Origin of the sequence: Carboxylicivirga mesophila (genome assembly GCF_018271975.1) — a bacterium.
Taxonomy (GTDB): Bacteria; Bacteroidota; Bacteroidia; order Bacteroidales; family Marinilabiliaceae; genus Carboxylicivirga; species Carboxylicivirga mesophila.
The window spans coordinates 22,433-37,664 of sequence record NZ_JAGUCN010000019.1 but is presented as its reverse complement, the minus strand read 5'-3'; the positions used below and the strand labels follow the sequence as shown (position 1 = coordinate 37,664).

The following is a 15,232-nucleotide window of genomic DNA, read 5'->3' as shown; positions in this document are numbered from 1 at the left end:
TGAAAGCCACTGGCTGGACTATCTTTGGATACTATCTTCAATTATCTCGCTCAGATTCGATGTATGTATTATATATAGGCTGTTGTGCTGTGTGAAGAGGGAAGGGTTTATGTTCTTTGTACAATTCTAACTTCATCAAGTATTATAATGTGATTATTAAAATTTAAATATTCATGCATGCGAGTTACTTAAATTTGATAAATCCAATTTCAGTATTGATGAGTTGCATTCTGAGTTATATTAAGATGCTTTGGTTGTTGATGAATGGTCTGTTATTGAGTTGACTTTTATGTCAATGAATTATAATTTGCCTGCGAGATAATTTTGGTCGACTTATTCGTGTTGACTGAGGGACTATACAAATCAAACAAAATGATAACTGATCGCGAGCAGATGAAGCAAGCTATTGTACCTGCCACTCTCGATAGTATGGAGAGCTTATATAGGAAAATTACCGATGTTTTTCTTCGAAACAATTATATCTTTCAACAGATACCTGATTCATTGAATTTAGGCGTGTTTTTATTTGATACGCATAGAGATAAAATAGTTTATGCTGACGAGCGTTTTGTGAAAAGTAATAACCTTAATCAGCACGTATTTAAAAGACCGGTTTTGAGGCGTTTCATATTTTCTGCTATCCACCCTGATGATGCTCGCCGTATTAGAGTATTGGAACGCATAGCAAAAAGAAAGGGGCATGCCTCTTTCTTAAATGGAATACTTAGGTTTAAACAGCATTTGTCATATGTTCCTTATTACTTTATGGTTACAAAGCCTGAGGTTAAGGGCTATGACACTGAACATTTTCGAATAGGAATACAATTAAAGCAATCGCCATTGAAAATTAATCTGGAGCATGAATTATCAGAAGTAGAATATTACCAAAAATTAGTTAGCTCCTTATCTATGCGTGAACAAGAGATATTGCAGTTGATTGTTAAGGGCGAAACAGATAGGTGTATTGGTGAGGTCTTAAATATTAGTACCCATACATCTAAGAAACATCGTAAAAACATTCTACATAAGCTTGGTGTAAAAAATACTGCATGTCTGGCTTACATGGCTGGAAAATCAAGCTTATTTAGTTAAATTTCGTATAATCACCGTAAAATACCTCTTTGGGGTTATTGAACTTTATTATAGCCAGCCATAATTTTACTTCAGGTTTTAAAGTCTGGGAGACACAAATATAAGAAATCCTAAATCTCATGCTATTTAACCACCATGATTATTAACTTTTAATTTCAAACTTATTAACTATGAAAAAAGTATTGTTATTTGCTGTAGTCACAGCAATGGTGTTGTCTGCCTGTCAGAAAGATAATGAAGTGAGCGATGTAAAAACCACAGATGTGCACTTCAATGTTGTTGATGGTTTAAATGAAACAGGCCTAAAAGGAGGCGATGTTAACAGAGGAGATATTCCTGTTACCGTTACTGCTATGGAGCTTAAGGCTGAGTCAGTTCATCCGGATGTGATTGATCAGTATAATATTGTTGATGATGGGTCAGGTAATGATGGGCCCGTACTTCAGAATGTGTGGTATGGCACAAATATTTTTACAGCAACTACAACTGCCGTCACTCCCCCAACTCCAACTATTGGGGACCATAAAATTTTCTTTGGTAATGTAATATATCCTAGTGGCGTTTTTAAAGAAGTTGCACCAGGTCTTGTTGCCTTTACTGATGTAAGACCGGGTGGAAGTTGGTCTTCAGCGCAAATGGCGGAGGAGTTGCGCACAAATGTTGTACCTTTTGTTGAATTTAGTGGCGAATCTGCTCCTGTTGTTATTAATGATGACTATGCTGCTAATCCTTCAAGCATTAATATCCCCATGTCAACAAATTATGGACAGTTAATTGTGACATTTGAATTTGAAAGTGGTGTAGATATTCAAAATTATCACGCTAGGTTATTTTATCAGGAGCCGGCGTACGAAGCTGGTATTGACTATGAATATCTTAAAATTAGAAATAACTGGGATAGATTTTTTACATCAGAAAAAAACCTTGGCACAATCTATTGGTCGAATGCAGATGCAACAGCAGGAAAATGCCTGCCGATTGCTGTTGAGATATATTCTTATGAAGGAGGTAACTATGTGCCTGTTAAATGGATTGTATTAGATATTGAAAATACTAAAATTATTGGAGGCGTTAGTAAGTGGCTTAATGTTGTAGTCAAAGCAGATGCAATACAAGCTGACTTACAGATGTTTACATTTACATGGGATCCTTGGACAAATCAGGATGATGTGTTAGAGGTCGACTAATTTTTTGAGTAATATAAACAATCGAAAGGGCTATCTGAATATGGGTAGCCTTTCTTAGTATAGCTCTAACATATTAGATTTGCAGTGAATGATGATAGAATTATTAAATGAAGTAGTTACAAGCTAGCATCTTCAATTATCTCGCTGAATACCTTTTGTATATCTAATCCGGCAGCTTCTATTTGCTGCGGAATAAAACTGGTTATTGTCATGCCTGGAGTTGTATTCACCTCGAGTAGGAATATTTTATTATCGCTAATGATGTAATCGATTCGTACAATGCCTTTACATCCCAGAATATCGTAAATGAGTGACGAGATGGATTGGATGCGATCTCGTACCTTATCTTCAATGCGGGCCGGTGTAATTTCTTCTACTTTGCTGGCCGTGTATTTGGCTTCAAAATCGAAGAATTCATTTTTGCTCACCACCTCTGTTATTGGAAAAACTGCCTGGTTCGTTCGGGTTTTGTACAAACCACAAGTCACCTCAGTACCACTGATAAACTGCTCAATAATCACCTCGTTACTTTCGGTAAAGGCTTTCTCAATGGCTTCGATTAACCGACCGCCCTCTTGTACTTTGGTAATGCCAAAGCTGGAGCCGCCTGCATTGGGCTTAACAAAGCAGGGTAATCCCAACTGTTCAATAATCGCCTTATCGTCATAATCGATGCCTTTGCGCACCAATACCGAGTCGGCCACAGCCACACCAAATCCCTTGAGGTAAGTGTTGCAGGTAAACTTGTTAAAACTGATGGAGGCAGCCTGCACATCGCAAGTGCTGTGCGGAATATCCAGCATATTAAAGTAGCCTTGTAACAAGCCGTCTTCGCCAGGTGTGCCGTGTATGGTTATGTATGCGAAATCAATATTGACTTTCTGACCATCTTTGGTAAATGAAAAATCATTTTTATCAATCGGGTATTCGTTGTCATCTACTTTGGCACACCACTTCTCTTTGGTAATCAAAATGGGGTAGCGATTATAGCGCGATGCGTCAATAAAGGACATAACGCCTTCCTTGCTTTTTTCAGAAACTATGATTTCAGAAGAATAGCCACCGTAAATAATACCGATGTTTTTCATTGTGGTCAATATATGATTGATTGTTATTCGATTAGTCGTTTTCTCTTCCTGCAATATAACCTCTCCACTTCTCAATGGCTTCCATCATATCTTCTGGAATATCCGTGTTAAAGTCAATGTATTCTTTGGTAGTCGGGTGAATGAAACCCAGGGTTTTTGCATGCAGAGCTTGCCTTGGCAGAATCTTAAAACAGTTTTGCACAAATTGCTTGTACTTGGTAAAAGTAGTACCCTTTAAGATTTGATCGCCACCATAGCGTTCATCGTTGAACAGTGGATGACCAAGGTATTTCATATGCGCTCTAATCTGGTGCGTACGTCCTGTTTCCAGCTTACATTCTACCAGCGAAACATAACCCAGACGCTCCAGTACTTTATAGTGTGTTACGGCATGCTTACCACGCTCTCCATCCGGGAATACGGCCATCTGCTTGCGGTCTTGCAAGCTGCGACCAATGTTGCCAATGATGGTACCTTCATCTTCGGCCGGTTGTCCCCACACCAGTGCTACATAGGTTCGTGTCGATGTCTTTTCAAAAAACTGACGGGCCAGGAAGTTCTTGGCTTCTTCTGTTTTAGCTACGACCAACAATCCTGATGTATCCTTATCGATACGGTGAACCAATCCCGGGCGAGGATCTTCTGAATTGAAAAGCGGCAGATCTTTCAGGTGCCAGGCCAAAGCATTAACCATAGTACCTGTATAGTTTCCGTGTCCCGGATGTACAACCATTCCTGGTTTCTTGTTGATGATAATCAGCTGTTCATCTTCGTAGGGGATGTCCAGAGGTATATCCTGTGCGATAATCTTCAGTTCACGACGAGGAAAAGACATCACGATTGTGATCACCTCATTGGCTTTTATCTTATAATTGGATTTAACGGGTTTATCGTTGACGCGAATATTACCGGCTGCCGCTGCATCCTGTATTTTGTTGCGCGAGGCATTCTCAATACGGTTGACCAAAAATTTATCGATGCGCAGTGGCTTTTGTCCCGGATCAGTTACAAAGCGATAGTGCTCATACAACTCATTACCATCGTCCGAACCATTTGCTTCATCCAGTTCGTCCAACTCATCCAACTCATCGTCCTGTATGTGCTCTGTCATTCTATTATCAATTAGTTAATTCTTCTATTTGTATACCTCTTCACTCACAACCGGCCAACTTCAGTCCTCGGTCTTCCGTTCAGCCATTAATAACTCACTTTGGCAGTATCCACACTTAACCAAACATCAATGGAAGCGCCAAGAGGTATGCGTTCGCCTGTTTCGGCTGATGGTTGTTGTTTCCATATAAATGCCGCTATGGAATCTTCTGCTGTAATGACAGATTCATCATATATGGCCGCACCAATATTTAAAGAAACAGAGGCAGAATAGTTTTTAGCCTCTTCAAGCGTAAGCGCTTTTAAATCCGGTACATTGGTTCGTTCGGTACTAAGGCCTTTACCAATGTGCAGATCGATCACCGATCCTTTTAATACCACAGTTCCCGGCTCAACCGGTTTGCCTTTATAAAGTTGCTGAATAACCAGGTTGCGGTATTCGCTTGGTACATAGATAAGTTCACCGGTTACCAGTCCGTACGACTCCAATATTACTTTGGCATTTCGTAAGGAGTAATCCACCAGATTAGGAATCTGAACTTTTTCGGGCGCAATGGCCTTGATGGTAAAGTGTATGTTACGATTTTCCTTTACCATACTACCAGGAGCCGGTATTTGTTCAATGACTGCACCGGGCAGGTAGCCATCAATATGTACCGAGTCGATGATGTTATAGCGAAAGCCTTTTTCTTCAATTAATTGACTGAATTGCTCTTCAGTCAGGCCTTTAAAGTCGGGTACAGGATAGTATTCACCGTGGTTGGTGTAAATATTTAAGCTAACAAAAGTGGCGATTAATGCCAGTGTGATGACTCCAATTGCTATGACAATATTTTTGACAAATACGTTATTGATTATTCCTTTGATCGTTGACATAAGCATGTTGATTTGTATACCGCTTTTTTACTTTTATTTCAAGAGTAAAAAAATGCTGGTTGGTAACAGATGGTCAAAAATAGTAAAACTTCTGCTATCAGAGTTATGGGCATAAAAAAAGTAAAGAACCCATAGTGGATTCTTTACTTTTTATATCGTGAAAGCTCTTAATTAAGCTTTATGTCTTTTTTCGCTAGAAACAGTTAATTTCTTACGTCCTTTAGCTCTTCTTGCAGCTAATACTTTACGACCACTTGCGCTAGCCATTCTTTCGCGGAAACCATGCTTGTTTCTTCTCTTTCTGTTCGATGGTTGGAATGTCCTTTTCATTGTATGTAATTTTTTTATTCTTCGTAATAGTCGCTTTTCAAATGGATTCGTTCGGGATCTTCCTCCTTTGAAGAGCTAAGTCAATGTTGTTACCTTAACTTTTCGGACTGCAAAAATACATGTTTTTTTTATCTTCCAAAAAAAAATGAATGCTTTTTTAGGTTTGTATAAAGTTTAAACCCACTGTTGCTTACATCGACAGATGGATGATCTTTTTCGTCTCAAAAAACTCCTCCTCAAAGTAGTTGGCTAATGGAGTTACGGATACCCTCTTTTTAAAAGGCTTTATTTCACCCTCAAAGTCACCTCCCTTTAAATAGATGATGCCGTTGGTAATGGCATTTTTATTCGTTGGAAGGAATTTGTTGTGACAAAGTTTTACGAAATCAGGAAAGGCGGTTACTGCCCGGCTGATAATAAAATCATATTGCTTTGGATGATTTTCAACCCTTATTTGTTCAGCTGTAAGATTTTGTAAGCCTAATGCCTCAGCAACGCCTTTCACCACTTTAATTTTCTTGCCAATCGAATCGATGAGGTGAAACTGACTGCCAGGATTCATTATAGCCAGAGGAATACCCGGAAAACCACCACCACAGCCAACATCCAGGATTTGAGTGCCTGTTTCAAATTGAATGAATGCTGCTATGCCCAATGAATGCAAAACATGACGTTCATAGAAGTGGTCCATGTCTTTGCGCGATATGACATTGATTTTCGAATTCCAGTCGGCATATAAATCTCCCAGTCGGCTGAGTTTTTCTTCAACAGCAGGATCTAAATTCGGAAAGTACTTTTTAATTAATTCCATGATATGATGTGCAGGATAACTTATCCTGAATGCTAAATGTTAGAATAGAAATTAAGAGCTTACCCCAGTTTGATATCAGAGTTTTTAAGGGTATTAAAGAGAAGTTCCCTGGCTCTGAATAATTGGGCTTTTACGGTTCCAAGCGGAAGATCCAGCTCTTCGGCAATCTCTTCATATGAGAACTCCTTGAAATAGCGAAGCTCAATTAAAATGCGATAGCGGGGTTTAAGTTTCTTTACCACCGTCCGCATTAATATCTTCTTTTGCTGCTTTATCAGATTTTCTTCCGGGTCGGGCGTTTCATCCTTCAGGTGTATCGGCTGATCGTTTTCTTTATCATCCGAAATGCCACCATCAATAGAAACGATGTTATTGCGCTTTTTCCTAAGAAAATCAATGCAGTTATTAGAGGCTATTTTGAACAGCCATGTGCTAAATGCATAGTTTGGTGAGTATTGGTGAATGTTCTTAAAAGCTTTACCAAAGGCCTCAATCGTCAGGTCCTCGGCATCACTTTTGTTATTCACCATTTTCAGGAGCATAAAGTAAATGGCATCTCTGTAGCGGCCCATGAGTTCAGCATAGGCTTTTTGATCGCCTTTAACTGCTACTTCCACTAAATCTAAGTCGTATTTTGCCTTATCAGATAGATTCGGATTTACTTCCATTTCTTCTTCTTTGCACTAAAAATATTAATTACCCAAACACTCCCAACTAACCAAGGCGTTATAAAATCAAAAATACTGGTTGCCCAGAATAACTTGTTTTCTCCCATTTTATTTGCTGCTTTGGCTAATACAATATGTAAAGTCAGCATGCGGAGAGCAAATAACGCAATTGTTAAAGGAACAAAAATATGAAAAAAAAGTGAACAAAGTGTTAGAAGCCACATTATTTGACGAGTCAGGGGCTCCATAATCAGCCAGCATTTTATCCCAAACCTATACGCAGGTGCCGTGGTTAAATGCCTCGATTTACGAGTTATCCATTCACTGAAATTGTGTGGTGACAGTGATATGGTTTGACTCTCATAATTTAATTGAACGGTTGTGTTATGTTTATTGGCGCAACGTCTGATAAACAAATCATCGTCACCCGAAGCCATGTTTAAGTATGGCTTAAAAACATCGCTTTGCTCAAACAAAGATTTGGTATAAGCCATGTTTCTGCCAACCGCCATAAATGGTTTGCCACGCAATGCAAAGCCCATGTATTGTACTGCGTTGAAAAAGGTTTCGTAGCGCAAAAACAGGTTGAAGAATGATCTTTGCTTCTCAAAGCGGCCATGGCCAATTACTATTTGTTTTTCATCGGTGAACTGACTGCTTACTTCTGTTAGCCATTGGTCGGATGTTGGGTAGCAATCAGCATCAGTAAACACTAAATGTTCATTATTAGCTGCTTTTACACCAATTGTGAGCGCTAATTTTTTACCTTGATAATGTTGCTTGCTAAGTGGAATGCTGGTGTAATAGAGGTTGCTGAATTCAGTCTTTAATTGTGCTAACACCATTTCTGAGTCATCCGTTGAGCAATCATTTACCACAATGACCTCAAAATTGGGATAATCCTGATTACATATCTTGGGAATGAAGTTTTTAAGATTTGAAGCTTCATTTTTAGCACAAATAATCACTGATAAAGGACGCTGTTTATTATCATACGTTAGAGGTTTAAATCGCGATGGCTTTAAAAGAAAGAATAGCAGGTAAAAGAGCTGAAAAAGCCAGGAAAAGATAAAAATGCCACCTAAGGTATATAGTATTGATTCGTCCACAGTTTTGAATTTTAGTCAAAAATGCAACATATTTTTATGAAAAGCCTGTTCTTATCAAGTCATTTTTGCACATCGTTTCAAAAAAAAGACGACGAAACAGTTTTTAGTGTAAGAACCTCTTTTCTGCATTTTATTTATAAAGCGGCTGTTGTATATTTGCAGGCTGTTTTATCTTACAATGATAGGCAGATTTAGAAATGTCATTAATACAAGGAAAATGAAATTTGAGCTACAACATACCGATGCCAAAAGTAGTGCGCGCGTTGGGAAAATAACAACCGATCATGGTGAAATTGAAACGCCTATTTTTATGCCAGTTGGAACTGTTGGCTCGGTTAAAGGGGTACATTTTCGTGATTTGGAAGATGATGTGAAGGCCCAAATTATTCTCGGCAATACATACCACCTGTATCTGCGTCCTGGATTGGATATATTAAAAGCCGCAGGCGGATTACATAAATTCAACGGTTGGGATAAACCAATGTTGACCGATAGTGGAGGCTATCAGGTATTCTCATTAAGTGATAACCGAAAACTGACTGAAGAAGGTGCTATGTTTCGTTCACACCTGGATGGCTCAAAGCATTTATTTACGCCCGAAAATGTAGTGGATATTCAGCGGGTCATTGGGGCTGATATTATTATGGCTCTGGATGAGTGCCCGCCGGGAGATGCTGAATATGCTTACGCCAAAAAGTCGATGGAGCTCACGCATCGCTGGTTAAAACGAGGCGTTGATCATTTTGACCGGACAGAACCGTTGTATGGACATTCTCAAACATTCTTTCCGATAGTGCAAGGAGCCGGTTATCGTGATTTAAGAACTCAGTCGGCTGAATTTATTGCTTCGCAGAATCGTGAGGGTAATGCCATTGGAGGACTGGCAGTTGGTGAGCCAACAGAGGTGATGTATGAAATGGTAGAGCTGGTCAATGGTATTTTGCCTAAAGATAAGCCGCGTTACCTGATGGGAGTGGGTACACCTGCTAACTTACTTGAAAATATTGCATTGGGTGTAGATATGTTCGACTGTGTAATGCCTACACGCAATGGGCGTAATGGCATGCTTTTTACCTCCGAAGGCATACTAAATATGCGCAATGAGAAGTGGAAAAACGATTTCTCACCTGTCGATCCTAATGGAACATCATTTGTTGATCATCATTATACCAAGGCCTACCTGCGTCATTTATATGTTTCTAAAGAAATGTTGGCGGCGCAAATTGGCAGTATGCACAATCTGACCTTTTATTTATGGTTAGTGCGCGAAGCACGTAAGCACATATTGGAAGGCGATTTTGCGCAATGGAAAGATGTGATGGTTAAAAAATTGACAACTCGCCTTTAATGGTAATGAGTGTGCAAGAGCTATTAGTTGTCTATAACAAAGGAGTGATTGAAGTTTTACTATTTAGCTTGTAACTATTTTTTCGTTCTTTTGTAGCAGGCTTCACTAAACTTAAACAGAAAGTTTTGAAAAAACTTGATCTTTATATACTTAGGAAATTTTTAGGGACATTCTTTTTTGCCATACTGTTGATAATTAGTATATCAGTGGTGTTTGATGTCACCGAAAAGATTGATAATTTCTTTGAACACGGGGCTCCTTTAAAGGCGATTGTGCTTGATTATTATAAGAATTTTATCCCCTATTTTGCCAACCTGTTTACCCCGCTATTTGTATTTATTGCGGTTATCTTTTTCACTTCAAAGATGGCCTATCAAACAGAGATTATTGCCATTTTGTCGAGTGGCGTTAGCTTCCGGCGTATGATGTTCCCCTATTTTCTGGGAGCTGCTATCATTGGGTTGTTCTCTTTTCTGTTGGGTGGCTATGTAATTCCGCCGGCCAACCAAACTCGTATACAGTTTGAAAATGTCTATGTTAAAAACAGGAAAGCCAAAGGGCTAGACAAGATTCATATGCAAATAGAACCGGGTGTGTTTGTTTACCTGGATAAGTACCGGGCTTATAGCGGGAATGGCGATCACTTTTCGATGGAAAAATACGACGAAAAAGAATTGGTATCCAAGTTATCAGCCCGTTATGCCAAATACGATACTACTTCGGGTAAATGGCAGCTTAGGAACTATGTGCTACGCGAGTTTACCGATGGGGTAGAGCATAAGATAAGCAGCGGTTCCAAAATGGATACCCTGATTGCCAATGTAACACCTAAAGACTTTCAGGAAGAGCGCAAGTATTTTGAGATGATGACCAATACCGAATTGGATAATTATATTGATGAGCAGCGAGCGCGCGGCGTGGGAAATCTTGAGGAGTTTCTTATTGAGAAATATAAGCGGGTGGCATCACCCTTCAGCGCCTTTATTCTAACCCTAATTGGGGTGTCATTGGCATCGCGTAAAGTGCGGGGCGGTATGGGGCTGCACATTGGAGTTGGTATTGCGTTGAGTTTTTCGTATATTTTGTTCATGACAATTTCAACCACCTTTGCCGTAAATGGTAATATGAATCCAATGTTGGCTGTATGGTTACCCAATATTGTTTTTGCTGCCATAGGATTTTATTTGTACATGAGGGCGCCTAAATAGTCTAAGAAACTGACTATTTGCACAGGTTGTTCCGTTGTTGAAAAGCGTACTATCTTACTTTATTCCTTTTGTTAAAAAAAATAAATTAGTAATTATGCACTCTGAAAAATTATTAATCAGGATGCTAAATTAATATTTTGATTAATAGAGGTTAAATCAAATTTTTGGATTATGTCATTGAAAAAACACATCCTTGACCTTCGGAAAAGAAAGGAACAAGTGCAAAAGGGTGGTGGCGACAAAGCCATTGAAAAGCAAGCAGCCATGGGTAAAATGACGGCTCGCGAACGAATCCTTGCACTCGTTGATAAAGATTCTTTCACCGAATACGACCTTTTTGTTGAGCACACAGCTCGTGACTTCGGAATGGACAAAAAGCAGTTGCATGGTGATGGGGTAATTATCGGTACAGGTACCATTTATGGTGCACCTATCTGTATCTTTGCTCAGGATTTCACTGTAGCCGGGGGATCATTAGGATTAATGCATGCCCGTAAAATCACAAAAATCATGGATCACGCTCTCAAAATGCGTGTGCCTTTGATCGGTATTAACGATTCAGGTGGTGCTCGTATTCAGGAAGGTGTGAACTCTTTAGCCGGATACGGTGAGATTTTCTACCGTAACACTTTAGCTTCAGGTGTTATACCTCAGCTGTCGGTTATCTTGGGTCCATGTGCGGGTGGTGCAGTATACTCTCCAGCATTGACAGACTTCGTTTTTGTAGTTGAGAATATTTCTAAGATGTTTATTACCGGACCAGGCGTAATTGAATCAGTGCTTGGTGAAAAAATCTCGATGGAAGATTTGGGTGGTGCACGTGTACACGCTGAAACTACTGGTAATGCTCACTTTTTCTCAAACAGCGAAGCTGAATGTTTCGAGCAGATTAAGAAACTGATTACCTTTATTCCTTGGAATAACAGTAAGAAAGCAAAGGCTTTCCCTCCAAAACCACCTAAATTCAAAGGTAAGATCGAAGATATTATTCCTTCTGATCCTAAAACACCTTACGATGTTCGTGATGTTATCAAAGCTATTGTTGATGATTCTGATTTCTTCGAGATTCAGGAACTTTGGGCTGCGAACATTGTCATTGGATTTGGTCGCTTAAACGGCGAAACAGTTGGTTTTGTAGCCAACCAGCCAATGGTATTGGCCGGTGTACTTGATTGTGACAGCTCAGATAAGGCGGCTCGATTCATCCGTTTCTGTGATGCCTTTAATGTGCCTATTATCACTCTTGAGGATATGCCAGGTTACTTGCCAGGTGTAGACCAGGAGCATGCCGGTGTAATTCGTCACGGAGCGAAAGTACTGTATGCATACTCAGAGGCAACTGTACCTAAAGTAACGGTTATTCTTCGTAAAGCATATGGTGGTGGTTATATCGCCATGAACTCACGTCACCTGGGTGCAGACTTTATGTTTGCATGGCCAATGGCTGAGATTGCTGTTATGGGACCAGAAGGTGCGGCTAACATCATCTTCAAGAAAGATATTGATGAAGCTGAGGATAAAGATGCGATGCGTGCCATCAAGGTGGAAGAGTACAAAGAGAAGTTTGCTAATCCATATGTCGCTGCTGCTAAGGGTTACATTGACTCGGTAATTGAGCCAAGCGAAACACGTGCTTTATTGCTGCATGCCATTGAGGTATCGGCCGGTAAAGATGATCATCGTCCTGCTAAAAAGCATGGTATTCCTCCATTTTAATAGTTGCGCATATGAGTACACAGAAAACAGAAGGATTGGTTGATTTTGCTATACTTAGCATGAAGTATAAGACAAAACTCACCAAGAAATTCGAAAATCGTATAAAATATGAGGCGCCAAATCCAAACCACATATTGTCCTACATTCCTGGAACAATTTGTGAGGTGTTTGTGAAAGAAGGTCAATCATTGAAAGAAGGTGAATCACTTTTGATTCTGGAAGCCATGAAGATGCGTAACCAGATTACCATGCCACACGATGGCAAGGTTGTTTCAATAAAAGTGTCACAAGGTGATAGAATTCCGAAGAACCACTTAATGGTGGTGATAGAATAAGAGAAAGGGCTGCAATTTGCAGCCCTTTTACTTTATAGCTTTTTTATCCAGGTAAAATAGGATGGCGGCATATTCAAAGAAGGTTCTGTCTTAAACAATCCAAAGACACTGGAACCGCTTCCGCTCATGCAGGCATAACTGGCACCAGCTTCATAGAGTTCCATTTTTATTTTGCCAATCTCCGGATATTTGGCAAAAACCGATTGCTCAAAGTCGTTTTTAATATGGTGTTTCCATTGTTCAACCGGGAGCTGAATTAAATCGGTTAACGAATGCGATGAAGGAGTTGGAATGATACCTCTGTAAGCATCCGGCGTGGAAACGTGAATAGGTGGCTTTATAAGAGCAATGTAATAATCGCTTAAATCCAATTCAACGTCTTGTAGTATATTGCCAATTCCGGTGGCATACGAAGGTTTATTTTTGATAAAAAAAGCACAGTCAGCTCCTAGATGGGCAGCCAATTCAAGAAGCTCTTCTTCCTTAGCATTAAGGTTAAACTCTTTGTTCAGTAGATTAAGCATGAATGCGCCATCAGCCGATCCACCTCCTAATCCAGCACCAAAAGGTATCATTTTGTGCAGATGAATTTTTAATGCTGGCAGTTCGTATCTTGCTCTTAGTAATTCATAAGCTTTTATGCAAATATTATCCTCTGGAGCAGCGTCAACTTCAATCCCAGAGGAACTAAATTGGTATTGTTCACTACTTTCTGTGTTACGGACAGCCTCAAGAGCATCGCTTAATGGAATAGGGAAAAATACGGTTTCAAGGTTGTGGTAGCCATCAGGCCTTTTTTCAACCACATTAAGCCCTATATTTATTTTAGCGTTGGGATAGCAAATCATATTGTTGTTCTTTGATTGCAAAGTAACTATTTCTCTTTGTTTGAGAAAAAGTTAATAATCGAAATATTTCTGACGGTTAATAAAGGGCGTTACTCAGCTTGTTACCCCTCTAAATACCCTGTAGCTAAGTAGTTTTGATCTGAAGTCATATCATTGAATAATTGGAAATTATATCATAATTCAGATCTAATGAAGGAAAATAAAAAAGAAATCACTTGTTGTTCTGAAGAACAGCAGGGTGATAAAAATGGAATTCAAAGGAGAGATTTTCTAAAAAAAGGATTGCTTGGATTGACTGCTCTTACGATTGTTCCGCGACATGTGTTAGGCGGACCAGGTTACACGGCTCCGAGTGATCAAATTACCAAGGCCATCATTGGAATGGGAGGTATTGGTTATGGTCATCACCTTACAAGGGAAGGCCGCTTGGTTGCTATTTGTGATGTTGATCAGAATCATCTTAAAAGAGCAATTGATAAAGTTGGTAAAGGTATACCAGCTTATACCGATTTTAGGGATTTGTTACAGCAAAAAGATGTTGATGTTGTTCATATTGCCACGCCTCCTCACTGGCATGGTATTATGTCGGTTATGGCAGCAGAGGCAGGTAAAGATATATGGTGTGAGAAACCCATGACCCGTACCATTGGGGAGGGGATAAAAGTAGTTGAGGCTGTGAGGAAGAGCGGCAGTATGTTTCGACTAAATACATGGTTTCGGTTTAAAGATAATTTCTATGGATTAGGAACCACTGTTAAACCCCTTAAGAAGGCTATTGATAGTGGTGTATTAGGATGGCCGTTAAAAGTAACCATCAGTGGCGTAACCGGATATAACTGGAAGTTCTATTGGCAAGGTGAGCATAATTTGCCTCCGCAACCAGTGCCGGAGACATTGGATTATAATATGTGGTTAGGACCAGCTCCGGCTAAACCTTATAATTCTCGCCGGGTACATACAAAGTTCCGTGGTTATTGGGATTATGATGGTGGTGGTTTGGGTGATATGGGCCAGCATTATATCGATCCGGTGCAATACATTCTGGGTAAAGATGACACCAGTCCGGTTAAGGTAGAGGTGGATGCTCCCCAGCAACACCCGGATGCAGTAGGTACCTGGCGAAAAATTACCTATACCTATGCAGATGGTTGCCAGATAATTCTGGATGGCGAAAACAAAGATCAGGATGCTGCATATATTGAAGGACCCAAAGGTAAGATATACAAAGGTTTCCGTTCAACCATTCCGAATTTGAAAGGTATCATTGATTCCATGCCGGATCCGGAGCCACAGATTACATCGTTCCATGAGTCGGTGCGCACGCGTAAAAAGTTCGCACTTAACGAAGAAAACGGTCATCGCTCTTGTACCATTGTAAACATGGGAATAGTGGCATTACGACTTGGACGAACTTTACACTTTGATCCGGTAAAGCAGGAGTTCATTAATGACGATGGAGCAAATCGTCTGTTGAATCAACCTATGCGTGGCAACTGGAGCATCTAA

15 protein-coding genes are annotated in these 15,232 nt (G+C 39.8%); 7 read left to right on the top strand and 8 right to left on the bottom strand.

Annotated elements, in window-relative coordinates:
* The first annotated feature begins 372 nt into the window (after positions 1-372).
* Both KEM09_RS15625 and KEM09_RS15620 read left to right on the top strand, forming a co-directional pair.
* Positions 373-1,092: a helix-turn-helix transcriptional regulator gene (locus KEM09_RS15625; protein WP_212229697.1), complete on the top strand. Its 720-nt coding sequence runs from the start codon at positions 373-375 to the stop codon at positions 1,090-1,092.
* Between the two features lie 170 nt (positions 1,093-1,262).
* Positions 1,263-2,279, top strand: coding sequence for a hypothetical protein (locus KEM09_RS15620; RefSeq protein WP_212229696.1), 1,017 nt, complete (start codon positions 1,263-1,265; stop codon positions 2,277-2,279).
* A 116-nt stretch (positions 2,280-2,395) separates the two neighbouring features.
* Here KEM09_RS15620 and KEM09_RS15615 read toward each other — a convergent pair whose 3' ends face one another.
* From KEM09_RS15615 to KEM09_RS15585, 7 genes are all read right to left on the bottom strand, one after another.
* A complete protein-coding gene (locus KEM09_RS15615) occupies positions 2,396-3,367 on the bottom strand; it encodes a D-alanine--D-alanine ligase (RefSeq protein WP_212229694.1) in 972 nt (323 codons plus the stop codon).
* Positions 3,368-3,398: 31 nt separating this feature from the next.
* Entirely contained in the window at positions 3,399-4,478 is a 1,080-nt protein-coding gene (locus KEM09_RS15610) for an RluA family pseudouridine synthase (protein ID WP_212229692.1), read from the bottom strand.
* A gap of 86 nt (positions 4,479-4,564) precedes the next feature.
* Positions 4,565-5,353: a PASTA domain-containing protein gene (locus tag KEM09_RS15605; protein ID WP_212190599.1), complete on the bottom strand. Its 789-nt coding sequence runs from the start codon at positions 5,351-5,353 to the stop codon at positions 4,565-4,567.
* A 171-nt stretch (positions 5,354-5,524) separates the two neighbouring features.
* Positions 5,525-5,683: a 50S ribosomal protein L34 gene (gene rpmH / locus KEM09_RS15600; protein WP_212190601.1), complete on the bottom strand. Its 159-nt coding sequence runs from the start codon at positions 5,681-5,683 to the stop codon at positions 5,525-5,527.
* Positions 5,684-5,873: 190 nt separating this feature from the next.
* A complete protein-coding gene (gene rsmG / locus KEM09_RS15595) occupies positions 5,874-6,494 on the bottom strand; it encodes a 16S rRNA (guanine(527)-N(7))-methyltransferase RsmG (RefSeq protein ID WP_212229690.1) in 621 nt (206 codons plus the stop codon).
* Positions 6,495-6,553: 59 nt separating this feature from the next.
* Positions 6,554-7,162 (bottom strand): RNA polymerase sigma factor, encoded by a 609-nt coding sequence (locus tag KEM09_RS15590; RefSeq protein WP_212190605.1) that lies wholly within the window; start codon positions 7,160-7,162, stop codon positions 6,554-6,556.
* Positions 7,153-8,271: a glycosyltransferase gene (locus KEM09_RS15585; RefSeq protein ID WP_212229688.1), complete on the bottom strand. Its 1,119-nt coding sequence runs from the start codon at positions 8,269-8,271 to the stop codon at positions 7,153-7,155. The genes KEM09_RS15590 and KEM09_RS15585 overlap by 10 nt, the downstream gene beginning before the upstream one ends.
* Positions 8,272-8,488: 217 nt before the next feature.
* On the opposite strand from KEM09_RS15585, the gene tgt reads away from it, so the two are divergent.
* From tgt to KEM09_RS15565, 4 genes are all read left to right on the top strand, one after another.
* Complete coding sequence (gene tgt / locus KEM09_RS15580; RefSeq protein ID WP_212229686.1) at positions 8,489-9,619, top strand: tRNA guanosine(34) transglycosylase Tgt; 1,131 nt, start codon at positions 8,489-8,491, stop codon at positions 9,617-9,619.
* Positions 9,620-9,744: 125 nt separating this feature from the next.
* On the top strand, positions 9,745-10,827 hold the full coding sequence (locus KEM09_RS15575; protein WP_212229684.1) for an LptF/LptG family permease: 1,083 nt from the start codon (positions 9,745-9,747) through the stop codon (positions 10,825-10,827).
* Positions 10,828-10,998: 171 nt separating this feature from the next.
* Positions 10,999-12,543, top strand: a complete 1,545-nt coding sequence (locus tag KEM09_RS15570; RefSeq protein ID WP_212190618.1) for an acyl-CoA carboxylase subunit beta — start codon at positions 10,999-11,001, stop codon at positions 12,541-12,543.
* Between the two features lie 11 nt (positions 12,544-12,554).
* Positions 12,555-12,878, top strand: a complete 324-nt coding sequence (locus KEM09_RS15565; protein ID WP_212190620.1) for a biotin/lipoyl-containing protein — start codon at positions 12,555-12,557, stop codon at positions 12,876-12,878.
* Between the two features lie 32 nt (positions 12,879-12,910).
* Here the strand turns inward: KEM09_RS15565 and ispE are convergent, their stop codons facing one another.
* Positions 12,911-13,726 carry a 4-(cytidine 5'-diphospho)-2-C-methyl-D-erythritol kinase gene (gene ispE, locus KEM09_RS15560; protein ID WP_212229683.1) on the bottom strand — a complete coding sequence of 272 codons (816 nt, stop codon included), beginning with the start codon at positions 13,724-13,726 and terminating at the stop codon, positions 12,911-12,913.
* A 189-nt stretch (positions 13,727-13,915) separates the two neighbouring features.
* Between ispE and KEM09_RS15555 the strand changes: the two genes are divergently transcribed.
* Positions 13,916-15,232, top strand: a complete 1,317-nt coding sequence (locus KEM09_RS15555; RefSeq protein ID WP_212229681.1) for a Gfo/Idh/MocA family oxidoreductase — start codon at positions 13,916-13,918, stop codon at positions 15,230-15,232.